General features: G+C 62.1%; 25 protein-coding genes. 13 read left to right on the forward strand and 12 right to left on the reverse strand.

Annotated features, from left to right (window positions below; translation table 11 throughout):
* Window positions 1–73 precede the first annotated feature (73 nt).
* Together ydiK and P9250_RS14205 are read left to right on the forward strand one after the other, a co-directional pair.
* Window positions 74–1231: an AI-2E family transporter YdiK gene (gene ydiK, locus P9250_RS14200; RefSeq protein ID WP_244829269.1), complete on the forward strand. Its 1158-nt coding sequence runs from the start codon at window positions 74–76 to the stop codon at window positions 1229–1231.
* A 272-nt stretch (window positions 1232–1503) separates the two neighbouring features.
* Window positions 1504–2049 carry a DUF6572 domain-containing protein gene (locus tag P9250_RS14205; RefSeq protein ID WP_250510250.1) on the forward strand — a complete coding sequence of 182 codons (546 nt, stop codon included), beginning with the start codon at window positions 1504–1506 and terminating at the stop codon, window positions 2047–2049.
* Between the two features lie 152 nt (window positions 2050–2201).
* Here the strand turns inward: P9250_RS14205 and P9250_RS14210 are convergent, their stop codons facing one another.
* From P9250_RS14210 to P9250_RS14220, 3 genes are all read right to left on the reverse strand, one after another.
* Window positions 2202–2921 (reverse strand): hypothetical protein, encoded by a 720-nt coding sequence (locus P9250_RS14210; protein ID WP_370652187.1) that lies wholly within the window; start codon window positions 2919–2921, stop codon window positions 2202–2204.
* Window positions 2922–3028: 107 nt separating this feature from the next.
* Window positions 3029–4726, reverse strand: a complete 1698-nt coding sequence (locus P9250_RS14215) for an AMP-binding protein (protein ID WP_250493624.1) — start codon at window positions 4724–4726, stop codon at window positions 3029–3031.
* 58 nt (window positions 4727–4784) lie between these two features.
* Complete coding sequence (locus P9250_RS14220; RefSeq protein ID WP_305038183.1) at window positions 4785–5918, reverse strand: acyl-CoA dehydrogenase family protein; 1134 nt, start codon at window positions 5916–5918, stop codon at window positions 4785–4787.
* 157 nt (window positions 5919–6075) lie between these two features.
* On the opposite strand from P9250_RS14220, the gene P9250_RS14225 reads away from it, so the two are divergent.
* Window positions 6076–7149, forward strand: coding sequence for an AraC family transcriptional regulator (locus P9250_RS14225; protein ID WP_409014883.1), 1074 nt, complete (start codon window positions 6076–6078; stop codon window positions 7147–7149).
* Window positions 7150–7210: 61 nt separating this feature from the next.
* On the forward strand, window positions 7211–7360 hold the full coding sequence (locus P9250_RS14230; protein WP_250467420.1) for a hypothetical protein: 150 nt from the start codon (window positions 7211–7213) through the stop codon (window positions 7358–7360).
* Between the two features lie 3 nt (window positions 7361–7363).
* Here the strand turns inward: P9250_RS14230 and P9250_RS14235 are convergent, their stop codons facing one another.
* Both P9250_RS14235 and P9250_RS14240 read right to left on the reverse strand, forming a co-directional pair.
* On the reverse strand, window positions 7364–8041 hold the full coding sequence (locus P9250_RS14235; RefSeq protein WP_250467421.1) for a hypothetical protein: 678 nt from the start codon (window positions 8039–8041) through the stop codon (window positions 7364–7366).
* Between the two features lie 269 nt (window positions 8042–8310).
* Entirely contained in the window at window positions 8311–9606 is a 1296-nt protein-coding gene (locus P9250_RS14240; protein ID WP_244829262.1) for an MFS family transporter, read from the reverse strand.
* Here P9250_RS14240 and P9250_RS14245 point away from each other — a divergent pair.
* Window positions 9605–9934 (forward strand): hypothetical protein, encoded by a 330-nt coding sequence (locus P9250_RS14245; protein ID WP_310393626.1) that lies wholly within the window; start codon window positions 9605–9607, stop codon window positions 9932–9934. The genes P9250_RS14240 and P9250_RS14245 overlap by 2 nt on opposite strands.
* A gap of 2 nt (window positions 9935–9936) precedes the next feature.
* Window positions 9937–10953 (forward strand): DUF2891 domain-containing protein, encoded by a 1017-nt coding sequence (locus P9250_RS14250; RefSeq protein ID WP_409014899.1) that lies wholly within the window; start codon window positions 9937–9939, stop codon window positions 10951–10953.
* A gap of 21 nt (window positions 10954–10974) precedes the next feature.
* Here P9250_RS14250 and P9250_RS14255 read toward each other — a convergent pair whose 3' ends face one another.
* Window positions 10975–11295 carry a YnfA family protein gene (locus P9250_RS14255; RefSeq protein ID WP_310393630.1) on the reverse strand — a complete coding sequence of 107 codons (321 nt, stop codon included), beginning with the start codon at window positions 11293–11295 and terminating at the stop codon, window positions 10975–10977.
* A gap of 72 nt (window positions 11296–11367) precedes the next feature.
* On the opposite strand from P9250_RS14255, the gene P9250_RS14260 reads away from it, so the two are divergent.
* Window positions 11368–12747, forward strand: coding sequence for an MATE family efflux transporter (locus tag P9250_RS14260; protein WP_310393632.1), 1380 nt, complete (start codon window positions 11368–11370; stop codon window positions 12745–12747).
* Window positions 12748–12767: 20 nt separating this feature from the next.
* On the opposite strand, the gene P9250_RS14265 is transcribed toward P9250_RS14260, so the two are convergent.
* Window positions 12768–13835: an alpha/beta fold hydrolase gene (locus P9250_RS14265; protein WP_409014884.1), complete on the reverse strand. Its 1068-nt coding sequence runs from the start codon at window positions 13833–13835 to the stop codon at window positions 12768–12770.
* A gap of 201 nt (window positions 13836–14036) precedes the next feature.
* On the opposite strand from P9250_RS14265, the gene P9250_RS14270 reads away from it, so the two are divergent.
* Genes P9250_RS14270 through P9250_RS14280 form a run of 3 tightly spaced genes read left to right on the forward strand, consistent with a single transcriptional unit; the run spans window position 14037 to window position 15584 of the window.
* Window positions 14037–14795 (forward strand): DNA/RNA non-specific endonuclease, encoded by a 759-nt coding sequence (locus tag P9250_RS14270; protein ID WP_250493629.1) that lies wholly within the window; start codon window positions 14037–14039, stop codon window positions 14793–14795.
* Window positions 14788–15048: a hypothetical protein gene (locus P9250_RS14275; protein WP_250467427.1), complete on the forward strand. Its 261-nt coding sequence runs from the start codon at window positions 14788–14790 to the stop codon at window positions 15046–15048. Before P9250_RS14270 ends, P9250_RS14275 begins: the two co-directional genes overlap by 8 nt.
* 23 nt (window positions 15049–15071) lie before the next feature.
* Complete coding sequence (locus P9250_RS14280; RefSeq protein ID WP_244829255.1) at window positions 15072–15584, forward strand: methylated-DNA--[protein]-cysteine S-methyltransferase; 513 nt, start codon at window positions 15072–15074, stop codon at window positions 15582–15584.
* Between the two features lie 76 nt (window positions 15585–15660).
* On the opposite strand, the gene P9250_RS14285 is transcribed toward P9250_RS14280, so the two are convergent.
* Both P9250_RS14285 and P9250_RS14290 read right to left on the reverse strand, forming a co-directional pair.
* Complete coding sequence (locus P9250_RS14285) at window positions 15661–16392, reverse strand: OmpA family protein (RefSeq protein WP_310393635.1); 732 nt, start codon at window positions 16390–16392, stop codon at window positions 15661–15663.
* A 393-nt stretch (window positions 16393–16785) separates the two neighbouring features.
* Window positions 16786–17064, reverse strand: coding sequence for a hypothetical protein (locus P9250_RS14290; protein ID WP_250467429.1), 279 nt, complete (start codon window positions 17062–17064; stop codon window positions 16786–16788).
* Window positions 17065–17446: 382 nt separating this feature from the next.
* Between P9250_RS14290 and P9250_RS14295 the strand changes: the two genes are divergently transcribed.
* The 3 genes from P9250_RS14295 to P9250_RS14305 all read left to right on the forward strand — a co-directional run bounded on the left by P9250_RS14295 (window position 17447) and on the right by P9250_RS14305 (window position 19675).
* Window positions 17447–18958 carry an ATPase domain-containing protein gene (locus P9250_RS14295; RefSeq protein WP_310393637.1) on the forward strand — a complete coding sequence of 504 codons (1512 nt, stop codon included), beginning with the start codon at window positions 17447–17449 and terminating at the stop codon, window positions 18956–18958.
* Window positions 18955–19311, forward strand: coding sequence for a response regulator (locus P9250_RS14300; RefSeq protein ID WP_244829252.1), 357 nt, complete (start codon window positions 18955–18957; stop codon window positions 19309–19311). The genes P9250_RS14295 and P9250_RS14300 overlap by 4 nt, the downstream gene beginning before the upstream one ends.
* Window positions 19312–19420: 109 nt before the next feature.
* Window positions 19421–19675 carry a CsbD family protein gene (locus P9250_RS14305; protein ID WP_244829251.1) on the forward strand — a complete coding sequence of 85 codons (255 nt, stop codon included), beginning with the start codon at window positions 19421–19423 and terminating at the stop codon, window positions 19673–19675.
* A 112-nt stretch (window positions 19676–19787) separates the two neighbouring features.
* Here the strand turns inward: P9250_RS14305 and P9250_RS14310 are convergent, their stop codons facing one another.
* From P9250_RS14310 to frc, 3 genes are all read right to left on the reverse strand, one after another.
* Window positions 19788–20576 (reverse strand): fumarylacetoacetate hydrolase family protein, encoded by a 789-nt coding sequence (locus P9250_RS14310; protein ID WP_310393640.1) that lies wholly within the window; start codon window positions 20574–20576, stop codon window positions 19788–19790.
* A gap of 59 nt (window positions 20577–20635) precedes the next feature.
* The gene (locus tag P9250_RS14315) at window positions 20636–22834 is read right to left on the reverse strand and encodes an acetate--CoA ligase family protein (RefSeq protein WP_310393642.1); all 2199 of its coding nucleotides are present in this window, start codon (window positions 22832–22834) and stop codon (window positions 20636–20638) included.
* An 81-nt stretch (window positions 22835–22915) separates the two neighbouring features.
* Window positions 22916–24172 carry a formyl-CoA transferase gene (gene frc / locus P9250_RS14320; protein ID WP_244829248.1) on the reverse strand — a complete coding sequence of 419 codons (1257 nt, stop codon included), beginning with the start codon at window positions 24170–24172 and terminating at the stop codon, window positions 22916–22918.
* Window positions 24173–24175 lie beyond the last annotated feature (3 nt).

Consider the following 24175-nt stretch of genomic DNA (forward strand, 5'->3'; position numbering starts at 1 on the left):
GCCGCCGAACTTACCGCTATGATGCCGGCGCTAAAACGCCCCGTCTCACTGATCTCTTTTCATTCAAGGCACCATGTCCACCACTCCGAACGGGCCGCCGAATTTGAACCCGCGCCAGCCAGTCGATATCGCGCGCATTCTGCTCGTCATTGCCATTCTGACTGCGCTGACTGTTGGCAGCCTTTATATCCTGCGGCCGTTTCTGCCCGGGCTGATCTGGGCCACGACGATCGTCGTCGCCACCTGGCCGTTGATGGTCGCGGTGCAACGCCGCTGCGGCAATCGCCGCTGGGCCGCGACGACAGTCATGCTGCTCGTGCTGCTGATCGTCATCGTGCTGCCGTTGTATCAGGCTATCTCCACGCTCGCATTGCACGGCGCCGAGATCATGTCGGCCATCAAGAGCCTGCCCACGTATGCACTTCCCCCGCCGCCGAGTTGGGTACACGACGTGCCGCTCGCCGGTCAGCGCGTCTCGGCCGAATGGCAGACGCTTTCCGACGCCGGCCCCGGCGGCCTGCTCGCCCGCATCGAACCGTATGTGACGATCGCAGCGCGCTGGATGCTCTCGCACGCGGCCGTCGTCGGGGTGTTCGTGATGCACATGGTGATCACGATCATCATCTCCGGCATCCTTTACATGCAGGGCGAGGCAGCGGGCCGCTTCATCGTGCGGTTCGCAACGCGGGTTGCCGCGCAGCGTGGCGCCGAAGCCATCAAGCTCGCCGGCCTCGCCATTCGCGCGGTGGCGCTCGGCATTGTCGTGACGGCCGTGACGCAATCGGCGCTCGGAGGAATCGGCTTGTGGATCGCGGGCGTGCCGGCCGCGGGCATCATCACCGCCGTCATGCTGATGTTGTGCCTCGCGCAGATCGGGCCGCTCTTGCCACTGCTTGGGGGCGTCGCCTGGCTTTTCTGGCACGGGTCGCACGTCGCCGCGATTCTGTTGCTGATCTGGTCGATCATGATTGCCATGCTCGACAATTTTTTACGTCCCATACTCATCCGCCGCGGTATCAATTTGTCGATGCTGCTGATTCTTTCCGGCGTGCTTGGCGGCATGTTCGCATTCGGAATTGTCGGATTGTTTATTGGCCCGGTCATTCTCGCGGTCACCTCGGCAATATTGAACGCGTGGATCAACGAACAGCCTTCATTGCCGCAAGTAGACGCCATGAGTAAGGAAGAGCTGACCGGATCGACGGCCGCGCGAGGCATAAGCGACGTATGAGCGGACGGCGCAAAGCATTACGCTTATATCTGCTGAACCGGCACTGGGCGCAAAATTAGGAAAACACCTAAAGCGTATCTAACGCGATACAAATCCAGCTTTATATTTTGAATCATCCCAAAATAAGAAATCGCTTAAGCAATGGCTTAGGACTCTGATTAATTTGAGAAATCGCAAGCAAACACACAATGTTTCGCTGTGATTTAAAGAGACATATTCCGCTACAATGCACTTCTTTGATACTTGCCCTCTCAGGGCGTAGGGGAATGACCATGTCTCTGCGCGACGTGGACGTCATCGACTACATCGGAGTGAATTCCTTGCTCAAGCGCGTGTATGTCGGGATATTCGATGAATGCGACTGGCACGATGAAAAAATGCATGAGGATTTGCTGACGCGGAAAATAGACGGCTATAACCGTTATATTCGCTCGGGTCAGTTACTTATGAATTATCCGCACGTTCGCGGATATCAGATCGTATTTGAATACGTGTCGATGCACAAAATGACGCCCAGCGCGCTGCAGTATTGGAAAACGCGTGAGCGCGTCATCCACGCGGCGGGTTTCGATGTACGTGTGCGCGCCGTGGATGTTCGGCGCTCGCTCGGCATCAAGGTCGACGACGTCGCCAAGGTTGAAGCCGAGCTGGTCGAACCCGCAGCTATCGAAGTGCTCGATGCGGACCCGCGCAGTCGCCTCGCCGACGTGACCGACATCTCTTATCTGCCGCCGTTGATGCCTTCCAGGGCGCAACAGGCGCAGACTCTCCCGGCGGTTCTTACCCGCCTGTCGTTGCGGCGCGCGGCAATGAACTGAATTTCGTTGTACTCGGAGCCGTTCGGTGCGCGACGAGCGCGCTTCGGAAACACGGGTGAGCTCTCACGGGATACACCGGTGAGCCAATTCGGGAAGCAAATAAAGCGGCGAGGCCTGAAAGCCTCGCCGCTTTTTCGTGGGCACTTCCGAAGTTACTGCACCAGACTCAACGCCGACGTCGCGATGGACGGCACGGCAATATTATTGGTCTTCGCGTACTGCACAGCCTGCGTAAGCGTCTGCATCAGCGATTGCAACTGCCCCGGCGCCGATTGCGCGATATACGTTGCCGCCTGCGCCGTGCCAGGATTCGAGCCGGCCTGCATGAGCGAGGACATGTTCATCGAATTCTTGACCGAACTCAGATTCGATTGCAGCCCCGCGTATTGCTTGACGCCCTGACCCAGCGAAGCTAGCCCATCCGTGAAAGTTTGCTTGCTCGCGGCCGTCGGCGGCGTGGTCGATCCACTGGAAAAAGCCTGAATCAGCGATTGCGACACGCTTTGCTGCGTACCGCCAAGCTGCGACAGCGCACTGCTGCTCGGCACACCGCCGCTTCCCGACGCGCTCGACAGCAGTCCCGCCGCCGACTGTGCCTGACTCGCGACGCCGGACATTCCCATGGCCGAAGCAAGATTCGATTGTCCGCTCAACACCTGTTGATTCGCGCCGAGATAGCTTTGCACTAGCGAACCCAATCCCGACGACTGCGTGCCCGCGCTGCCCGACACATCCGACTTGCCGCTGCCGAATCCGAACTGCTGCAGGTTGATTTGCGCGTTGGATGCGACCGGCGCGACAAGCGCTCCCGTCAAACCAGCCGCCAGTAGCGCAAACCTCAACGAGCGCTTCACCATGTTGCGTTCCTCCATTTGACTTGTCCGATGATCGAACAGGCTCGGTTCGCCCTTCAGACAAATTGACGGTTCGCGCTGTTTACATTTGCTTGCGATTACGTCAGGAGAAATGTTCGGCGAAATCATTTTGTCTGGCGAAGCTCCGGAAAATCCTCTTCCCAGAATTCGAACTCACCGCGCACCGCAGTGTTGGTGCGAGCGGCTTCCTGTCGACGAAGATCGACGCGCCGAATCTTGCCCGAGATGGTTTTCGGCAACTCGGCGAATTCGATTCTTCGAATGCGTTTATATGGCGAGAGCCGCTCGCGCGAAAACGCGAACACGCTTCGCGCCAGTTCCGGTCCGACTGCGAAGCCGTGTCGCAGGGTAACGAACGCCTTCGGCACGGAGAGCCGTAACGGGTCCGGACTCGGCACGACAGCAGCTTCCGCGATCGCCTCGTGTTCGATCAACACGCTCTCCAGCTCGAACGGACTCAGCCGATAGTCCGAAGATTTGAACACGTCGTCCGCGCGGCCAACGTAGACGAAGTAGCCATCCGCGCCGCGCGAGGCGACGTCCGAGGTGCGATAGAAGCCGCCGCGCATCGCGTTTTCGGTGGCGGTCGGGTTATCGGCGTAACCGGTCATCAGGCCGAGCGGCGGCGGATTCAGCACCAGCGCGATCTCGCCTTCGTCGGCGAGCGCGCCATCTGGATCGAGCAGCGCCACGCGATAACCGGGCAGCGGACGTCCCATCGACCCCGGCGCAACCCGCTGACCCGGCGTATTGGCGATCTGCGCGGTGGTTTCAGTCTGGCCGTAGCCATCGCGGATAGGCACGCCCCACGCCGTGTGCACGCGCTCGACGACTTCGGGATTGAGCGGCTCGCCCGCCCCGACGATCTCCCGCAGCTTCACCGCGTAGGACGCCAGCGGCTCTTGCACCAGCATGCGCCACACGGTCGGCGGCGCGCATAACGTGGTGATGTCGTATTGCACGAGCGCATCGAGCGTGCGCGCCGCATCGAAGCGGCTGAAGTTGTAGATGAAGACGCAAGCCTGTGCATTCCACGGCGCGAAAAAGCAGCTCCACGCGTGCTTTGCCCAGCCCGGCGAGCTGATGTTCCAGTGCACGTCGCCGGGTTGCAGGCCGATCCAGTACATCGTCGAAAGATGCCCGACCGGATAGCTCTCGTGCGTATGCGCGACGAGCTTGGGCTTCGACGTCGTGCCCGAAGTGAAGTACAGTAAATAGGGATCGCTGGCGTTCGTTTCGCCATCTGCGGCAAAGTCCGGCGACGCTTCGTAGGCCGCGTCGTAGGCAAGCCAGCCATCGCGCGGCTCGCCCACGGCGATACGCAGTCCCGTCACGTCGATGCCTTCGAACTTGTGCGTCTCGCCCGCATCGACGATCACGTGTTGCACGCGTCCAAGCGCGATGCGCTCGCGCAAGTCGGCAGGCGCGAGTTGCGTGGTCGCGGGCAACACGATAGCGCCGAGCTTCATCGCGCCGAGCATGGTCTCCCACAACTCGACTCGGTTCGGCAGCATCAACAAGATACGCTCGCCGCGCGTGACGTTCAGCGCGCGCAAATGGTTGGCGACGCGCGCCGAACGCTCGCTCATCTGCGCGAATGAAAGACGCGTCTCGCCGCCACCTTCGTTGACGATATGCAACGCGGCCGCATGGTTGCCGCGCGCCATCGGATCGAAATAATCGAGCGCCCAGTTGAAACGACTAAGCGCCGGCCACTGAAACTCGCGATACGCGGTGTCGTAATCGGTGCGATGTCGCAGCAAAAAGTCGCGTGCTTCGATGAAAGGCTCTGCCGGGTTCATTTCGTCTCCGTGATTGTTTTGATTGCCCCGTGCGGCGGCGCGCGCTTGAAAGCCGGTTTCAGAGCTGACGCGCGATCACCATGCGCTGCACTTCGCTGGTTCCTTCGTAAATCTGCGTGATGCGTGCATCGCGATAATGCCGCTCCACCGGATAGTCCTGCAGATAGCCATAGCCGCCGTGAATCTGGATGGCATGCGAACAGACGCGCTCCGCCATCTCGGACGCGTACAGCTTCGCCTGCGAAGCCTCCGACAAACACGCAATGCCCTCGGTGCGCATGCGCGCCGCGTGCAGCACGAGCAGGCGCGCGGCGTTCAGTTGCGTGTGCATGTCGGCGAGCATGTTCGCGACCGACTGATGCTCGAGAATCGGCTTGCCGAACTGGCTGCGATCGTGGGCGTAGGCGCGCGCCGCGTCGAAGGCCGCGCGCGCGATGCCGAGCGCCTGCGCCGCAATGCCAATGCGCCCGCCTTCCAGATTCGACAACGCGATCTTGAGCCCTTCGCCGCGCTTGCCGAGCAGGTTCGCAGCGGGAATCGCGCAATCGTCGAAGGTGATGGCGCAGGTATCCGATGCGCGAATGCCGAGCTTGTGCTCGGGCGGCCCGACATTGAAGCCAGGCGTGCCGGTCGGCACGATGAACGCCGAGATGCCGCGCTTGCCGAGTTCGGGATCGGTCACGGCGAAGACGATAGCCACGCCCGCGCGCTTGCCATTGGTCACGAACTGCTTGCTGCCCGAAAGCACCCATTTGCCGTCGCGCTCGGTTGCGCGCACGCGCAGATTGTTCGCTTCCGAGCCCGCCTGCGGTTCGGTGAGGCAGAACGCGCCGATCACTTCGCCGCTCGCGAGCTTCGGCAGCCATTCGGTCTTCTGCGCGTCGGTGCCGAAAGCGAGGATCGGGCCGCAGCCGACCGAGTTGTGCACACTCATCAACGTGGCGCAGGACGCGCAGCCCGCCGCGATTTCTTCCATCGCGAGCGCATAGGCGGTGTAGTCGCTGAACGTGCCGCCGAGTTCCGCAGGCACGATCATGCCGAGCAAACCCAGTTCGCCGAGTTGCCGCACGACGGCGTCGGGCAACGCGCCGTCCCGGTCCCACTGACCCGCGTTCGGCGCAAGCACTTCGGTCGCGAACTGACGCGCGGCGTCGCGAATCATGCGCTGCTCTTCGGTAAGAAAACTGTCGATCATGGTTGGAGCTCGTAGAAGGTGCCTGAAGCGATCGGATAAACTTGCTCGCCGCGTCTTTCGGAAACGGCGCTGCGGCGCGTTGCAAGTCATGCCTCGATCATGCGCGGCGCGCGTGGCGTGTGCACGAGTCTAGGCAATCGCCGGACATTAGCCGATGCCTGAAACGATCACGCTAACTGAGCGCTTTGGCCACCTAGTGAAGACCCCAACATCCACGAAGGACATCGAACGGGATTCGATCGCCGCGAGTCTCGTCGACGCAGCCTTGCGCTGCGCACAAGCACGCGGCGTCGATCGCGCGATGCTGCTCGACGCCGCGCAGATCGCGCCCGCGCTGCTCGACACGCCGCATGCGCGCGTCACGCCCGCGCAGTACGGCCGCCTGTGGCACGCCATCGCCGACGCGCTCGACGACGAGTTCCTCGGCCAGGACGCACACCCGATGCGGCGCGGCAGCTTCGTGCTGATGTCGCACGCCGCGTTGAGCGCGCGCGACGGCGCACAGGCGCTCGGGCGCATCGCCGGATTCATGCGGCTCGTGCTGGACGACTTATCGTTTGAGCCGGATATCGGCGCGACGCGCGTGCGCCTCTGGATGAACGACGGCCACGGCGAACGCGAGCCCAAGAGCATGTTCGCCTGCGCGACCGGCTTCATCCTCGTCTATGGATTGTTGTGCTGGCTCGTCGGGCGACGCATTCCGGTGCTTGCGGCCGATTTTCGTTGCGAGGAACCAGCGGATAGCGACGAATACCGGCTGATGTTCTGCGACACCCTTCGTTTCGACGCGCCGCGTTCATTCGTCGATTTATCGCCCGAATGCGCCGCGCTGCCCGTCGTGCAGACAACCGCCACGATCAGGCGCTTTCTGCGCGACGCGCCCGCGAACTTCATCGTCAAGTATCGGAATTCGGAATCGCTCGCGGCGCGCATTCGGCGGCGCTTGCGGCAGACCGCGCCGGCCGACTGGCCCGAGGCGGACCGCATGGCGGCGGAATTGAATATCGCGCAGGCCACCTTGCGTCGGCGTCTCGCGCAGGAAGGGCTGACGTATCGAACCATCAGGGACGCGCTACGCCGCGATCTGGCGCTCTCGCGTCTTGCGGATACCGACGAAACCATCGCTCAGATTGCGAACGCGCTCGGCTTTGCGGAACCGAGCGCTTTCCGGCGCGCCTTCAGAAAATGGACGGGCGTGCGGCCGGCGGATTATCGCCGCGCACGCTGAGAGCGCGCGGATATCGACGCTGCTATATTGAGGCGTCGAAGAATTGCCCACGGAGCGCATCATGACGAAAGCACGGCCCGACGAACCCGCGACGCCCACCCACGAAGAGGAGTTGCTCGACGAAGCGCTGGATGAGACCTTCCCGGCGAGCGATCCGATTGCCGTGGACGCCGAGCCGGAAGACAACGAGGAACGCAAGCGGGCTAAGTAAGACTCAGAGGGGATCGTTCGGACCCGGTTCATCCGGAGTCGAAAGGAGCGTCACCAGTTTGTCGACGTGCTGATGCAGCAACTTCACATGCTTGTCGATCTGTTCGAGACGGCCGGAAAGGTCCGCCTTCGCCGCTTCGCTCATGCGGTCGGAGGCGATGAGTTCATCGGCCTTGGGCAGCATTGGCTCGACTTGCAGCAAACCTAGCTGGCGTTCCAGCCGACGCAAATCCTGCGACAGCAGTTCGCGATTTTTGCGAAACAAAAGATCGCGACGATTGGCTTCCGCCTGCTGCTGTGCGAGATCGGCCACGCGGCGCGTTGCTTCCGTTTGCGACAGCAGCGGATCGGGACCGCGCAACACGGAACGCTTGGGCGCGGGATGCGCCGTGCCGCGAAACACCGCGACGGGCGCTTCTTCGTCGAGCGCGCGTTGCACGCCGGAAGGCACTTCGGCGGGGTTGCGGCGCTCGTCCATCCAGTGCGGCGGCAAGCCCGTCACGAGCTCGATACCGCGCACGAATTCCTCGTTGAAGTCGCGCTGACCCGCGACGATGAGCTTCATCAGCGAAGGCGAGAAGCTCATCATCCGCGCGAGTCGCGCAGCGCCGCCCGGCGAACCCACCAGAACATTCAGGTTGGCTCGCCAGACGACGAATAGCGTTTCATCGAAATCTTCCATGAAAGGGCTCCCGGCTGACCGATGCACCCAAAGGCGCATGTCGACAATGCGCGCGTTCGAGTCGCGCGCCAGCGCTTCCGGCTTGCGCTTCTTGCGTCCGTGCGCCGTGGGGCGCGCTTCACCTGCAGATTCATACCGCATCAAACACCATACTACCTTGATCGGCAAGCCCGGCGGACATAAGGGTCCGCGCTAATGGCGCCGGTGATTACGACTGGAACACGACAGGCCGCGCAAAGAGCGCTTGCCAACCCGTCGCGGCCACTATATTAAGGCTCGTTGCGCAAATAGCCCACCTTGCTCGGATCGAGCATGCGCCAGGTCACGACAAGCGAGATGGCGCACATGGCGGTGACATACCAATAGAACGCCGATTCGCTGCCCGCCGACTTCAGCCACAACGCCACATATTCCGCCGATCCGCCGAACACCGCATTAGCGACGGCGTACGACAGCCCGACGCCCAGCGCGCGCACTTCGGGCGGAAACATCTCCGCCTTGATGAGACCGCTGATCGACGTATAAAAGCTGACGATGGCAAGCGCGGCCACCACCAGAACGAACGCCATGAACGGGCTCGTCACGTCGCGCAACGCGTGCAGCAGCGGCACCGTGCAGAGCGTGGCGAGCGCGCCGAACCAAAGCATCGACTGACGACGCCCGATGCGGTCCGACAGCGCGCCGAAAAGCGGCTGCATGATCATGTAGACGAACAATGCGCCCGTCATCACGTTACTGGCCGTCTTGGCGTGCATGCCCGCCGTATTGACCAGATATTTCTGCATGTACGTGGTGAACGTATAAAAGATCAGCGATCCGCCCGCCGTGAAGCCGACCACGGTCATGAACGCGCCCTTGTGCTGCATCAGGCCGCGCAAAGTGCCCGCTTCCTTGCGTTGCCGCGATTCGGCGGTCGTGGTTTCTTCGAGCGAACGACGCAGAAAAAGCGAGATCAGCGCCGCGCAAGCGCCGACGAAAAACGGCACGCGCCAGCCCCACGCCTTGAGCTCTTCGGTCGAGAGAAACATCTGAAGGATGACCAGCACGAGCAGCGCGGCCAGCTGCCCGCCGATCAGCGTCACATATTGAAACGATGCGAAGAAACCGCGACGGCCGCGCAGCGCCACCTCGCTCATATAGGTTGCGCTCGTGCCGTACTCGCCGCCGACTGACAAGCCCTGGAAGAGCCGCGCGATCAGCAGAAAGAACGGCGCCCACGCGCCGATGCTCGAATACGTCGGCAGAAAGGTGATGACGAGCGAGCCGCCGCACATCATTAGCACGGAAATCATCATTGCGTTGCGGCGGCCGTGTTTGTCGGCGATACGGCCGAAGAGCCACCCGCCGATCGGGCGCATGAGAAAGCCCGCCGCGAACACGCCCGCGGTATTCAACAATTGCGTGGTCGGATTGCCGCTCGGGAAGAAGGCCGCCGAGAAATACAGCGCAAGGAACGAATAGATATAGAAGTCGAACCATTCGACGAGATTGCCCGACGATGCCCCGACGATCGCGAATACGCGGCGACGGGTATCTTCAGCGGTGTAGGCGGGAATGTCGTTCATGGGTAGTCTGTTCCTGGTCTCGGCGTTTGATCGGCCGGCACGACATTGCCGGGGCGAATCGCTCTGCGGCGTTCGGGCGCAAGTTTATACGACGATTCGCGGAAAAGCGCGCAAAGATGATTGTGATTTCCCCAATGCGGCGCGCGACAAAGGCGGCATCCATCTTTATGATTCGAGCCGACGCGGCTTGTCGCCAAAGCCTTCGCGCGGCTTACGCCATTTGCATGTTTCCCGGCGTGGCCACGGATTAGGGAATTTCCCTTATCGAACACGGCGCCGCGGATTTATCGATAAAGTCTCGCTCGTCCATCATTGGAGTTTCGTATGAACATGCCGCGCCTTATCGTGCTGAACGACGCGTTGGCGTCGAAATTCGCGCAAGTCGCGCTAGGTCACCTCACGCGCGAGTATCCCAACAAGCTCGATCACGTCATGGCGAGCGCAGCGGACGTGCAAAGCCCGCGCGCGCTGCATCCCGTCTTCTATGGCAGCTTCGACTGGCATTCGTGCGTGCATGGCTATTGGCTGCTTGCGCGTCTCGTCGACCGCTTTCCCGCGCTGCCCGAAGCCGCGCGCATTCGCTCGGTCATCGACGAACATTTCACCGATGCCAACGTCGCCGCCGAAGTCGCCTACCTCGAACGCCCGGCGGCGCGCGGTTTCGAGCGGCCCTACGGCTGGGCGTGGCTGCTCGCGCTCGCGGCCCAATTGCGTTCGATGCACACCGAGGAAGGCGCGCGCTGGGCCCGTACGCTGCAACCGCTCGCGGATGCCTTCGTCGCGCGCTTCGTCGAATTCCTGCCGAAGTCGACGTATCCGCTGCGCGTCGGCACGCATTTCAACATGGCGTTCGCGCTGACGCTGGCGCTCGGTTATGCACGTGTGGTTCGTGATGGCGATTTCGAGCGCCTTCTCGTCGATACGGCCACGCGCTGGTTCGCCAATGACGAAGCCTGTCAGGCGTGGGAACCGGCCGGCGACGAATTCCTCTCGCCGTCGCTGATGGAAGCCGTGCTGATGCGCCACGTGTTGCCCGATGCATCGTTCAACGGCTGGTTCGAACGCTTCTTGCCGCGTCTTGCCGTGCGCGAACCCGCGACGCTCTTCGTGCCGGCCACCGTCACCGATCGCAGCGACGGCAAGCTCGCGCATCTCGACGGCCTGAACCTGAGCCGCGCGTGGTGCCAGCGGACCATCGCGCGGGCGCTGCCTGCGGGCGATGCGCGCATCGGCGTGCTCGACGCGAGCGCCGACGAGCATCTGGCGGCGGGCATCGCGCACGTGGCGGGCGACTACATGGGCGAACATTGGCTCGCCACGTTTGCGTTGCTGGCGCTGGAAGCGTGACGCGCCGAGCGCCACGCTGAATCAGACGCGCGGCTGGAACGCGATGACCGCCATTCCCGCGAGCGCAATGACCGCGCCCGTCACGTCCCACATCGTCGGCCGGATGCGATCCACGGCCCACAGCCATGCGATCGCCACACCGATATACACGCCGCCATACGCCGCATAGACGCGCCCTGCCGCCGCACCGTGCAGCGTGAGGAGCCACGCGAACAACGCAAGCGAAAGCGCGCCGGGCACGATTAGCCAGGGCGAGCCATCGAGCTTCAGCCATCGATACGGAAAGTAGCAACCGGCGATCTCCGCGATGGCCGTCACGACATAAAGCAGAAGAGTTTTCATGGACAGTCGGGCAGCGGGTTCGACGCGCATTATCGGCTGCTTCGGCAGCAAGCGTCGCCCTGACACGGCACAATGACGCCTCTTGCTCACCTCGCCCTGCAATTGAACGCTCCCAACAATATCGAGCATCCGGCCGCCGTGCCGGTGCACTGGCACAAGCGCGTGCTGACGCTCGCGTTTCCCATCGTCCTCGCAAATCTTACGCAGCCGATTCTAGGCGCGGTCGATACCGCCGTCGCCGGTCATCTCGACGGACCGCAATATATCGGCGGCGTCGCGCTCGGCGGGCTCGTGTTCAGCTTCGTGTTCTGGAGCTTCGGCTTTTTGCGCATGGGCACGACGGGCCTCGTCGCGCAGGCGTTCGGTGCGAACGATGCGCTTGCCCTGCGCGCAAGCGTATTGCGGGCGATGCTGCTCGCGCTCTTCATCGGCATGGCGGTACTGGCGTTACAGGTGCCGATCATCCGTTATGCGCTCGCCGCGCTCGGCGGTAGCGCGGCTGTCCAGAGCACGGCCAGCGCCTACTGCCATGCGCGCATCTGGGCCGCGCCCTTCGCGCTTGGCAACTACGTCGTGCTCGGGATGTTGCTCGGCTGCCAGCGCGTGCGGCTCGCGCTCGTCACACAAGTGTTCATCAACGTGGTCAATATCGTGGCGGTCCTGCTATTCGTGTATCGCTTCGGCTGGGGTATTTCGGGCATCGGCGCGGCCACGGCGGCTGCGGATTTTTGCGGCTTCGCGCTCGGTCTTGCGATTCTCTGGCGTTTGCGTCCACATGGACTTCCGGCGCTCGCGCTGCGCACGCTGCTGGACGCGCGCGCGATGAAGCGCCTCGTCGCGCTCAATCGCGACATCTTCATTCGCACGCTGTGCCTGCTCGGATCGTATGGATGGTTCGCCCACATGGGCGCGCGTCAGGGCGATGCGATCCTCGCGGCCAACGCCGTCCTGCTCAACTTCCAGACCTTCATGGCCTTCGGACTCGATGGCTTCGCGCACGCCGCCGAAGCGCTGGTCGGCGCGGCCACGGGCGCGCGCGACCGCCACGCGTTTCGCCAAGCCGTGAAGGTGACGATGCTGTGGTCGGCGATCGGCGCGGCGGGCTTTTCGCTCGTTTATTGGCTCGCGGGCGAGTGGATCATCGGCCAGCTCACGGATCAGCGGGACGTGCGTGCCGCCGCGCTGCGCTTCTTGCCTTGGGCCGTGGTGATGCCGCTTGCATCGGTCATCAGCTTTCAGCTCGATGGCGTGTTTATCGGCGCGACGCGCACGCGGGAGCTGATGGTGTCGACGGCTGTATCGCTTGGCATCTTTCTATTTGCCGCGTGGTTGCTGAACGGCTGGTTCGGCAACCACGGATTGTGGCTCGCGCTCGCCATCTTGATGATCGCGCGCGCCGTTACGTTGCTGGTGCAGTTGCCCGCGATCGAGCGGAGATCGTGCGTGGATTGATGCGGAGTGGATGGCCTGACTCAATCCGCCTTCGCCTTCAACGCCGCCATACCTTCCAACAACGCCTTGTGAAACGCCACCGGGTCCTGCATCTGCGGCGCATGACCGAGCTCGGCAAACTCGACGAGCTTCGCGCCCTCGATCCGCTGCTGTGCAAGCTTCGCCAGCTCAGGATAACGGCCCAGCGTCGGGCGAATCTCCGGCGGCGCCAGATCCTTGCCGATGGCCGTCGTGTCCTTATCGCCGATCATCAGCAGCGTCGGGGTTCGTAACTGATCGAACTCATAGACGACAGGCTGCGTATAGATCATGTCGTACAGCAACGCCGAGTTCCACGCGACCGCATCTTTCCCCGGTCCGCGATACATTCCCGCAAGCATCTGCACCCACGGTTCGTAGTCCGCGCTCCAATGCCCCGCGTAATACGTGCTGGTCTCGTAGCTGCGGATGCCGTCGGCCGTGGTCTTGAGCTCGCGCGCATACCAGTCGTCGATGGAAATGGACGGCACGCCCTTCGCCTTCCAGTCTTCCAGACCAATGGGATTCACGAGCACGAGTTGCTCGGTCTCGCGCGGGTACATCAGCGCATAACGCACCGCGATCATGCCGCCCGTCGAATGCGCGATCAACGTGGGATGCGTGACGCCAAGCGCCGCAAGCAGCGCATGCGTATTGCGCGCGAGCTGCTGGAAGCTGTACTGATAACGCGCCGGTTTGGTGGACTTGCAAAAGCCGATCTGGTCCGGCGCGACCACGCGATACCCGGCTTCGCTCAAGGTATCGATGGTCTTTTTCCACGTCGCCGCGCAGAAGTTCTTGCCATGCAGAAGCACGGCCGTGCGGCCATTGGGATGCGCGGGATGCACATCCATATAGGCCATCTGGACGACCTGCCGTTGCGACGAAATGGAGAACCGCGCGACCGGATAAGGATAGTCGAAGCCTTGCAGTTCAGGTCCGTATGCTGGGCCATCGTTGGCGGGCGCGTCTTGCGCGTGAGCCTGGCTCGCGGTGAACATCGTGCAACACGAGACGAGCGACAGCAGCAGGTTTCGCGCGATATCAAGCTTGCGGCGCTTGGCGTTCATTGGCTTCCTTCCATTCGTTTCGATGCGGCCTTCGCCTACGGCGCGGCCCGAGCCGACGCATTCTAGCGTGGATGAATTTCTTCCGTTCCATGTGCACTGCACTGCCTTATACTCTGCGGCCTCGATTCGCCCGGCTTAAGCCGAACGGCTGACCATCAGGCGGCAAGTTCTCACGCATCAGCACGGATCTTCATACTCAGCATGCAAGTACGCATCAAGGCATTCGTCGTCGCGCTTCTAGGCGCCGCGTCGGTCGCGGCGGTCGCGAGCGACTGTCCGCAGTTCAGTCCGGGCGGCCGCGCGCCCGTCGTCGTCAATCAGAAGATGCGCGCGTCCACGCAGGAAATCTGCTATACCGATTTCGCTCTGCTGCATTCCGGCGTCACGCACGGGCCGCTCTGGTCGGCGGAGCATTTGACCGCGCAGAGCGTCGATGACGCGAAGAACAACACGCGCACCAATCGCTTTTTCGTCGACAAGCGGCTGCCGGCCGGCGACAGCGCGCAACTCGACGACTACAAAAGGAGCGGCTACGATCGCGGCCACATGAGCCCGGCGGGCGATCGAGCCAGCAAGCAAGGCATGGCCGAATCGTTCTCGCTTGCGAACATCGTGCCGCAGGATCCATCGAACAACCGGCGCATCTGGTCGCGCATCGAGCAAGCAGTACGCAGGCTGACCGAAGAATCCGGCGATGCCTATGTCGTGACCGGCCCGCTCTTTTCAGGGCGGCAGTTGCAGACCATCGGCGAGTCGCGCGTGTTCGTGCCGACGCAGTTGTACAAGGTGGTCTATTTGCCGAAGCGGCAAATCGCGTTCGTGGTCGTCGTCGATAATGTGCCGACCAATACCTATACGATGAAAACCGTGCGCGAACTGGAAGCCATGAGCGGTCTTGCGTTTCCCGGCATCCCCGATGCACTGAAAGACAAACGAATTGGAGGACTGAGCGGTGTTTAAACCATTTGCCAACGATACCGACGTGATGAACATCGCGGGCGACGCGATCAACATCCAGAACGGCACGACGCGTGTGTCGGTGAGCGGCGACCTCACCATCGCACGCGATCAGGCGGGGCTCGCCGCCGCGCAGGCGTTGTACAAGGCGCTCGGGGCTATCGTCGATGTTCTTCAAAAAGACAAGGCGCTGCCCGCGAAGCTTGCCGACGAGCCGACCGCGCCCGGCGGCACGGCGGATAATCCGTTCATCTGAAACGGGACGCGAGAAGACGCGACGTGATCGAAAGCCACGTTAGCCCGAGCCCGCTCGGGCCTATTTTGTTTCGCGCGGAAGGCGATTGCCTGACCGGGCTTTTCTTTGTCGGGCAGAAGTATTGCCCGGACGGTTTATCGCACGAGCCACGCGCATCGGCGCGCGTGCCGCGCGTGATCGCCGAGGCGCGCGAGCAAGTCGACGAATATTTCGGGGGCGCGCGCGAGGTGTTTTCGGTGGCGCTGCGGCTCGACGGCACCGCGTTCCAAAAACAAGTCTGGGACACGCTGCGTCAGATTCCTTTCGGCGAAGCCTGGACTTACGGCGATCTCGCGCGCCGTCTTGGCTTGCCCGCAGGCGCATCGCGCGCGGTCGGCGGCGCGAACGGGCGCAATCCGGTGTCGATCATCGTGCCGTGTCATCGCGTGATCGGCGGCGATGGCGAACTCACAGGTTACGCGGGCGGCGTTGCGCGCAAGCGTCACCTGCTGACGCTGGAAGGCGGACGCGGGCGCGAGCAACTGCTGTTGTTCTAATCCTTTCGGCGCGTATCGACGTAAAAAAGCTCGCGATCCTTTCGGCTCGCGAGCTTTTTCTTCGACAGCGTCCAGCTTACGGATTGAGCGTCACTTCCACACGGCGATTCTCGGCGCGACCCTGACTCGTCGCGTTCGATGCCACTGGAACAGACTTGCCGAAGCCCTTCATGGAGAACTCGTTCGCCTTCAGACCGTGGCTCTTGAGGTATTCGAGCACCGACTCCGCGCGACGCTGGGACAACGCCAGGTTATACGGCGCGGAGCCAACAGAGTCCGTATGTCCTTCGATGCTGACAGACGAAAACGTCGTGCCGCGTCCTTCCGAGATAATCTGATCGAGCGAGGCTTTGGCCTTCGGCGTCAAATGGGCGCTGTTGAAGTCGAAGTTCGTCTTTTCGTCGAGGGAAATCTTGCGTGCGGCCGGCGCGGCCGGCGCGACGGTCGCCGTATCCACCACCGCTGGCGGCGCGGGTTCCGCAGCCGCCGGCTGCACGGGCTGTGCCGGTGCACCGCAGACAAAAATCAGCTCGGAGACATTGTCCGGTGTTTTCGTTCCCGCGACGTTCTGGAGCGGGTGCACTGGCTGATTGCCGCATGCCTTCTGCGCGGCGGCCATGCATTGGCTGCCGCCTTCGAACAAGCCGTAGCATTCGGCGCGGAAAGCCTTTTGGCCGTTCGACGTCTGAATTTCGCTGAGATTGAACGTGGGACTGGACGCAAGACTGGTCGCAGGACTGGACGTGGACGAGCAAGCGGCAAGAACGGCGACGCTCGCGAGAATAGTGGCAATGGTCTTGTTGAACATATTGAATGAGTAAGCAGAGCGCCTGTTGGCAATTGACGGGATTTCCGCTTATTTCAGCGCCTGAATTGCGAAAGCGCGAATAAGCCCGTTTTGAGAAATAGATGAAGTTCGGTATCGCGATCTTGAAACGACCGAAAGCCGCCGCGATTCTAGCAACGGCTTAAGAACTTACCGCAGGGACAATTCCCAAAAATCGACATCCCGCTTCGCATCTCATTAATCACCGAAGCGTGCGCCATCTGAACGACTGTTGCGACCATCGACGTCATGCAATTCGGCGACATTTCGCCGGCAAGTTGCTCAATTCGGATTACGCATCCAGCTTAATGCGTATCTGATTATGGTCAGAGAATCCGATTAATTCCAGAACAACCTGCGCTCTACTCTTCCAAATCAAATCATTTGCGCGTGATCGAAGCGCGTTTGTGCCACTCGCGAATCGCCGTTGTAGCGTTCGGGGTTATTGGGCGAAAAGATGCGCGAATCCACGGGTTTTGCCGGTAGGCGCGAGAAGATTTCCTTGTCCGCGTGAAAATTGAACGGCGCCGCCGAAAGAATGCGCGAATCGGGCAGCCGTTCGCCGGCATTCGCGCATGAAACTGAAATCGGAAACGAAGAAACGAGACAAAGCGCGAGCGTGACGATGCTTGAAAGCGAGTTCGGACGGGACATGGCTGACCTGAAATGAAACGGCGCGTAACGCCTGGAACGGAAAAGGCCTCGATCCATCTTCGGCCCTCGTTAATGCATGGATGCCATTTCAACAGGGCCAAGCGTCATAGCCCATGAGAAGGTTCTCAATTTCGTCCTATTTTTGGGATGCACTCCCGAGAAGACGAGCGGGCGTGAAAAATGCGGACGAGTAGAGTTCACACCTTTAGCGCCACCCTTTTTGCAGGAACGGGAATCCAACGCGCGCCTCTGCCCATCGATGGGTTGCCATCCAGCGCCAAGGCGGACGGGCTTTCACGACAGACGGAAGATCCCATTGTTGCTCGGAGTCAGCCATAATTCGCGTTCGCTCAAACGGATCGCCAAGTAAAACGAACACTCCATGACCCAAGACGACAAGCTCCCCACCGTTTCGCCCCGACAGCCCATACCCAACGACGGCAACGTCACGACTGGCGTGGCAGGTCTGGACGAGATTCTGGGCGGCGGTCTCGCCGAAGGTGGTTTGTACATGATCGAAGGCATGGCTGGCGCGGGAAAGACGATCCTTTCGTCGCAGATCGGTTTTCATCGCGTGGGCCAGGGCGACATGGTGCTATACATCACGCTGATCGCCGAATCGCACACGAAGCTGCTGTCGCACCTCCGGGCAATGTCGTTCTACGACGCCGACGCCATCTCCGAACGCATGCTGTTCGTGAGCGGTTACCACGAACTGATACGCGACGGCCTGTCCGGCTTTCTCTCGCTCATCGCGGCGACCATCCGCACGAGCCGCCCGCGTTTCATGGTCATCGACGGCTTTCGCAGCGCCCGCGAATTCAGTTCGACCGAACTCGAACTCTCGCAATTCATCCACGAGTTGTCGGCCTTCGTGAGCGCCGCGCGTTGCACGACGCTCATCCTCGCGCCGCTGTCCGGCAACGAGCCGCATCCCGAGCACACATTGGTCGATGGCTTGATCGAGCTGAACCGCTACAACACCGGAATGCGCCGCGCACGGGAGATCGAAGTGCATAAGCTGCGCGCGCGCGATCATCTGCTCGGCAAGCATTTCTTCAAGATCACGGCGGACGGACTCGTGACCTACCCGCGACTCGAAGCGTCGTCGGCGAATGCGCAGGACGTGCCGGACTTCGAAAGCCGTCTTGCCTTCGGTTTCCCCGATTTCGATCAGATGCTCGGCGGCGGCGTGGTGCGCGGTTCGACCACCACCTTTATCGGGCCCTCGGGCGTCGGCAAGACGCTGCTCGCGCTCAAGTTTTTGCAGGCGGGCGTGGCGCGCGGCGAGCAGTGCGTCTACTTCGGGCTTTACGAGTCGCCGGAGCGGCTGATCGCGAAGGCGGCGTCGGTCGGCATCGACCTGAAAGACGCTGTCGATAGCGGCCATTTGCTACTGGAATGGCATCCCGCCGTGGAACTCGCCATCGACGAACTTGCCTCGGAACTGATTGCGTCGATCCAGCGCTCGAAGGCGTCGCGGCTCGTCGTGGATGGCGTCGACGGCTTCTTTCAGTCGGCCAACCGCACCGAGCGCCTCGGGCTATTCTTGAACGCGCTCACGCACCGTCTGCGCGAAGCCGGCGTCACCACGCTCGTGACGGAAGAGTTGCCGCTCTACGGCGATTCGACGACGCCCACCACCTTGCGGGCGTCCGCGATGACCGAAAACATCGTGCTCCTGCGCTATGTCGAGGCAAACTCGTCGCTGTATCGCATGGTGTCGGTGGTCAAACAGCGCGAAGGTTCGCACGATACGGCGATCCGCCGTCTCACGATCGATTCGCGCGGATTGCATATCAGCGAAGGGTTCATCGGCTCGACGGGTCTGCTGTCCGGACATCCGTCGTTGGCGCCTGCGCTTTCTGTGTCGGACCCCGGCCAGCGAGCATGAAAAAAATCCTCGTCGTCGACGACGAATTCGACATCCTCACAACCTGGCGCCTCATTCTCGAAATGGAAGGCTACGAAGTGACGACCGCGTCGAACGGGCGCGTGGCGCTCGAATCCGCGCGCGCGAATCCGCCCGACCTCGTCATCACCGACTGGATGATGCCGCACATGGACGGCGTTGCCTTCATCCGCGAACTGGCGGCGAACGACTCGCTCGCACAGGTTCCCGTGATTCTCATGAGCGCGGCGGCGCATGCGCCCACGCTGGAACACGCCAACGCGCAGTTTCGCCGCAAACCGCTTTCCATCGACGATTTGCTCGATCTGGTTAAACATAAACTCGGCGAAGCCTGACCTTGGGCACGAAGCGTGCTGCTTGTTTCACTCGGACGTTGCCGGGATGCCGCAAGATCAGCCCGCTGCAACATTGACCATAACCGCTACAGACGAGAAGGGAGGCACCATGGTGCAGGATCAAGTGGAAGGCGCGGCGCAACAGGTCGTGGGCAAGGTGCAGGATGCGGTTGGCGCGCTTACGGGCGACTCGGAAACGCAAGTGGCCGGCAAGACGCGGCAGGCGCTCGGCTCGCTGCAGCAGAGCTACGGCGAGACCGTGGATCAATTGCGCGTGGCGGTGGCGAGTCAGCCGATCAACGGTTTGCTGATCGCGGCGACCGTGGGCTTCGTGCTCGGCGCGCTGTGGAATCGCGATCGTTGAGACATCGACGCGCGGCGCCATCTCGCATGGCGCCAGGCGTGAAAAAACGGCAAAGTCCGCAAGTCGGCTTTGCCGTTTTTTATTGCACGATGCTCACACCGCTCACACCGCTTCAAGCCGCGAGCGTGTTCGCCAGAGTACCGATTCCGCGAATCGTCACTTCCACGCGCGCGCCGTCCTTGATCGATCCCACGCCGATCGACGTACCGCACGCGATGACATCGCCGGGAACGAGCGTCATGTCGTGCGACAGCAGGCTGACCTGCTCGGCGGGCGAAAAGATCATGTCGTCGAGCGGATAATTTTGACGCTCGACGCCGTCCAGCGTCGTGACCACGTGGGCCGCGCGCCAGTCGAAGCCGTTGCCTGGCGTAACGATGGCGGGCCCGAGACACGTGAAGGTATCGAAGCCCTTCGAGCGGCTCCATTGCGCGAAGTTGGGATCTTCCTGCAAGAGTTCGATGGCGGTGACATCGTTCACGCACGTATAGCCGAAAATGGCGGCCTCGGCCTCTTCCACCGACGCGCCCGAAACCGTCTTGCCGATCACGATTCCCAGTTCACCCTCGTACGCAATCTTGCCGTGATAACTTTTCGGCCGCTTGATCGACTCGTTCGGCCCGATCACGGACATTGGCGGCTTGATCAGAAAGAGCGGATGCGCAGGAGGCGCCTTGTCGAGCTTCTGCGACAGCGCGTAGTAGTTGTTCCACAACGCGATGACCTTGCTCGGTTCGCAAGGCGCGAGCAGGGTGAGGTCGTCGGCGGCGAAGGAGATGTCGGTCGGACGTGCTTGCCCGAACAATGCGCCGTCGTGCTGCACGACGCGGCCGGAGTGCGGATCGAGCGTGCCGAAGCCAATACGGCCGTCGGCATCGCGAAAACGAATCCAAGTGGTCACTATGAAGGTCCGTGTGATTAGGAAGGGGCGCCGCGGGGCGCCTAAGCGCCCCGCTTTGCTCAGATCAATCCCGCGCCGCGCGCCCACTTATATTTCGCCCCGAGCACCGCCACTGGCAATTCGGTCGAATACGCATAGGCCGGCACGCCATGCGCGTATAGATACTCCGCCGCCTCCTCCACTTGCACGTCGCCCGCGAGCGACGCCACGATCGGCTTTTCGATACCGCGCGCCTTCATCTCCTCCTTCACTTCGATCACGAGCTTCGCGAAGACCATCGGCGGCGTGATGATGGTATGCCAGTAGCCGAGGATGATCGAATGGACGCGTTCGTCTTCGAGGCCAAGCTTGATCGTGTTCTTATAGGTCGTCGGCGGCTCGCCGCCCGTGATGTCCACCGGATTGCCCGCCGCGCCGAACGGCGGAATGAACTTGCGGAATGCGGCGTCGAGATCCTCGGGCATGGTCATGAGCGACAGGCCGTTGTCCACGCACGCGTCCGAGAGCAACACGCCCGAGCCGCCCGCGCCCGTGATGATGACCGTGTTCTCGCCCTTGGGCGTCGGCAATTTGGGAATGCCGCGCGCGAACTCCAGCAAATCGCGCAGCGACCGCGCACGGATCACGCCGCATTGCTGAAACACGTCTTCGTAGATCTTGTCGTTGCCCGCGAGCGCGCCGGTGTGCGAACTGGCCGCACGCGCGCCGAGACTCGTGCGTCCGGCCTTTAGCACCACGACCGGCTTTTTCTTCGATACGCGCTTCGCGGCTTCGGCAAACGCGCGGCCATCTTTCAAGTCCTCGCAGTGTTGCGCGATGATCTCGGTGTTGTCGTCCTGCTCGAAGAACGTGAGCAGGTCGTCTTCATCGATGTCCGACTTGTTGCCGAGCCCGACGATTGCCGAGACGCCCATCTTTGCCGAACGCGAAAAGCCGATGATCGCCATGCCAATGCCGCCGGATTGCGACGACAGCGCCGCCTTGCCCTTCACGTCATACGGCGTGCAGAAGGTCGCGCAGAGATTCTTGGGCGTGTAGTAAAAGCCGTAGATGTTCGGGCCCATCATGCGAATGTCGTATTGACGCGCAATCCGCACGAGTTCTTCCTGGCCTTCGTGATTGCCCGTCTCCGCGAAGCCCGAAGGAATCAGCACCGCGCCGGGAATCTGCTTCTCGCCGACTTCGACGAGCGCCTGCGCGACGAACTTCGCGGGAATGGCGAACACCGCGACATCGATCACGCCGGGCACGTCCTTCACGCTCTTGTACGCCTTGTGGCCCATGATCTCGTCGGTTTTCGGATGGATCGGATAGATCGCGCCCTGGTAGCCGCCGTTGATGAGGTTCTTCATCACCGAGTTGCCGATCTTGCCGTCCTCGTTCGACGCGCCAATCACGGCGAGTGCGTCTGGCTTCATGATGCGGTTCATCTGCGCGACGATCTGCTCCTGCGTCGGCCGGTAACGCGGCGCGGCAGGCTCGAAGTCCATCACGATGCGCACGTCCGCCGCCACGGCGCCGCTCGGGCTCGCGAAAACCGGGTTCAGGTCCATCTCCGAGATTTGCGGGAAGTCGTCGATGAGGCGCGACACGCGCTCGATCAGCGTGACGAGACTCTCGCGATGCACCGGCTCCGCGCCCCGCACGCCGCGCAGCACTTCAGCCGCCTGAATGCCGTCGAGCATGGAGGCGGCTTCGTCGCGCGTGACGGGCGCGAGCCGGAAGGTCACGTCCTTCAGCACTTCGACGAGCACGCCGCCTAGCCCGAACGCGATCAGCTTGCCGAACGAAGGATCGGTCACCGCGCCGATGATCACCTCCTGTCCCGCGCCGACCATCTGCTGAACTTGCACGCCGAGGACCGTCGCGTTCGCGTCGTAGTTCTTCGCGTTCTCGATGATCGTCGCGAAGCCGGCTTTGACATCGGCTTCGTTCTTCACGCCGACGAGCACGCCGCCCGCTTCCGTCTTGTGCAGAATCTCCGGCGAGACGATTTTCAGCACCACCGGAAAGCCGATGAACGACGCGAGTTTCGCCGCATCGTCCGCGCTCGTCGCGACGCCTTCCCGCGGCACGGCGATGCCGTATGCATCGCAGACGAGCTTGCCTTCCGGCGCCGTGAGCGACGTGCGCCCTTCCGCCTTCACGCGATCGAACACTTCCGCCACGCGGCGTTTCGCATCGGCTGCATGCAGCGGGATAGCGTTCGCGACTTGCGTCGAAGAGTCATTGCGTTCCTGCACAACGGTGCTGTTCATCTGACTTGTCTCCGTTCGTATGGACGTGCCACTCCACGCCGCATCACGAGGAGGCGGCGCGACAGGCATCGAATGAGGCGTTTAGATTGCGCCGAGGCTTCTCAGCGTCGCGATCTGATCGGGCGAGTAGCCGAGTTCGGCCATGACTTCGTCGGTGTGTTCGCCAAGCAGCGGCGAGCGCACGACTTCGGTCGGACTATCCGACAGTTTGATCGGATTGCCGACCGTCAGATACTTGCCGCGCACCGGATGATCCACTTCGACGACGGTGCCGGTTTTTCTGAGCGACGGCTCTTCGGCGATTTCCTTCATCGAGAGAATCGGGCCGCACGGAATGTCGTGTTTGTTGAGAATCTCCATGGCCTGGAACTTGGTCTTCGACATGGTCCAGCGCTCGATCTCCGCGAAGATGTCCTTCAGATGCGGCAGGCGCGCGTTGGCCGTCTTGTAGTCCGGATGGTCGATCCACTCTTCCTTGCCGATCACCTTGCAGATTTCGCCCCAGACCGGCGCCTGCGTGATGAAGTAGATATACGCGTTTGGGTCCGTCTCCCAACCCTTGCACTTGAGAATCCAGCCCGGCTGACCGCCGCCCGAGGCGTTGCCCGCGCGCGGCACCGCCTCACCGAATGTGCCGTTCGGATACTGCGGATATTCCTTCATCGTGCCGGTGCGTTCGAGCCGTTGTTGATCGCGCAGTTTCACACGGCACAGGTTCAGCACGCCGTCCTGCATCGCCGCGAGCACGCGCTGGCCGCGCCCGGTTGCATTGCGCTGATACAGCGCCGTGACGATCCCGAGCGCGAGGTGCAAGCCCGTGCCCGAGTCGCCAATCTGCGCGCCGGTGACGACCGGCGGGCCATCGTCGAAACCCGTCGTCGATGCCGCGCCGCCCGCGCATTGCGCCACATTCTCGTACACCTTGCAGTCTTCGTACGGTCCGGGCCCAAAGCCCTTGACCGACGCCACGATCATCTTCGGGTTCAGCTCCTGAATGCGCTCCCACGTAAAGCCCATGCGATCGAGCGCGCCCGGCGCGAAGTTCTCGACCAGCACGTCGCACTTCTTGACGAGCGTTTCGAGCACCTTCTTGCCTTCGGGATTCTTCGTATCGATGGTGATCGAACGCTTGTTGTGGTTGAGCATCGTGAAGTAGAGGCTGTCGGCGTCGGGAATATCGCGCAACTGCTCGCGCGTGATGTCTCCGGCGCCCGCGCGCTCCACCTTGATGACGTCCGCGCCGAACCACGCGAGCAACTGCGTGCAGGTCGGCCCCGACTGAACGTGCGTGAAATCTAGGATGCGCACGCCATCCAGTGCCTTGCCCGAATTATTCATGGC

Source organism: Caballeronia sp. LP006, assembly GCF_031450995.1.
In the GTDB taxonomy this organism is placed as follows: domain Bacteria; phylum Pseudomonadota; class Gammaproteobacteria; order Burkholderiales; family Burkholderiaceae; genus Caballeronia.

Coding starts and splice junctions, on each gene's coding strand:
- P9250_RS14305 (WP_244829251.1), top strand. CDS start 19,421: ATGGTGCAGGATCAAGTGGAAGGCGCGGCGCAACAGGTCGTGGGCAAG.
- P9250_RS14215 (WP_250493624.1), bottom strand. CDS start 4,726: ATGAACCCGGCAGAGCCTTTCATCGAAGCACGCGACTTTTTGCTGCGA.
- P9250_RS14230 (WP_250467420.1), top strand. CDS start 7,211: ATGACGAAAGCACGGCCCGACGAACCCGCGACGCCCACCCACGAAGAG.
- P9250_RS14245 (WP_310393626.1), top strand. CDS start 9,605: ATGGGTAGTCTGTTCCTGGTCTCGGCGTTTGATCGGCCGGCACGACAT.
- frc (WP_244829248.1), bottom strand. CDS start 24,172: ATGAATAATTCGGGCAAGGCACTGGATGGCGTGCGCATCCTAGATTTC.
- P9250_RS14270 (WP_250493629.1), top strand. CDS start 14,037: ATGCAAGTACGCATCAAGGCATTCGTCGTCGCGCTTCTAGGCGCCGCG.
- P9250_RS14265 (WP_409014884.1), bottom strand. CDS start 13,835: ATGAACGCCAAGCGCCGCAAGCTTGATATCGCGCGAAACCTGCTGCTG.
- P9250_RS14255 (WP_310393630.1), bottom strand. CDS start 11,295: ATGAAAACTCTTCTGCTTTATGTCGTGACGGCCATCGCGGAGATCGCC.
- P9250_RS14235 (WP_250467421.1), bottom strand. CDS start 8,041: ATGGAAGATTTCGATGAAACGCTATTCGTCGTCTGGCGAGCCAACCTG.
- P9250_RS14315 (WP_310393642.1), bottom strand. CDS start 22,834: ATGAACAGCACCGTTGTGCAGGAACGCAATGACTCTTCGACGCAAGTC.
- P9250_RS14260 (WP_310393632.1), top strand. CDS start 11,368: ATGACGCCTCTTGCTCACCTCGCCCTGCAATTGAACGCTCCCAACAAT.
- P9250_RS14300 (WP_244829252.1), top strand. CDS start 18,955: ATGAAAAAAATCCTCGTCGTCGACGACGAATTCGACATCCTCACAACC.
- P9250_RS14285 (WP_310393635.1), bottom strand. CDS start 16,392: ATGTTCAACAAGACCATTGCCACTATTCTCGCGAGCGTCGCCGTTCTT.
- P9250_RS14240 (WP_244829262.1), bottom strand. CDS start 9,606: ATGAACGACATTCCCGCCTACACCGCTGAAGATACCCGTCGCCGCGTA.
- P9250_RS14210 (WP_370652187.1), bottom strand. CDS start 2,921: ATGGAGGAACGCAACATGGTGAAGCGCTCGTTGAGGTTTGCGCTACTG.
- ydiK (WP_244829269.1), top strand. CDS start 74: ATGTCCACCACTCCGAACGGGCCGCCGAATTTGAACCCGCGCCAGCCA.
- P9250_RS14290 (WP_250467429.1), bottom strand. CDS start 17,064: ATGTCCCGTCCGAACTCGCTTTCAAGCATCGTCACGCTCGCGCTTTGT.
- P9250_RS14225 (WP_409014883.1), top strand. CDS start 6,076: ATGCCTGAAACGATCACGCTAACTGAGCGCTTTGGCCACCTAGTGAAG.
- P9250_RS14250 (WP_409014899.1), top strand. CDS start 9,937: ATGCCGCGCCTTATCGTGCTGAACGACGCGTTGGCGTCGAAATTCGCG.
- P9250_RS14295 (WP_310393637.1), top strand. CDS start 17,447: ATGACCCAAGACGACAAGCTCCCCACCGTTTCGCCCCGACAGCCCATA.
- P9250_RS14205 (WP_250510250.1), top strand. CDS start 1,504: ATGTCTCTGCGCGACGTGGACGTCATCGACTACATCGGAGTGAATTCC.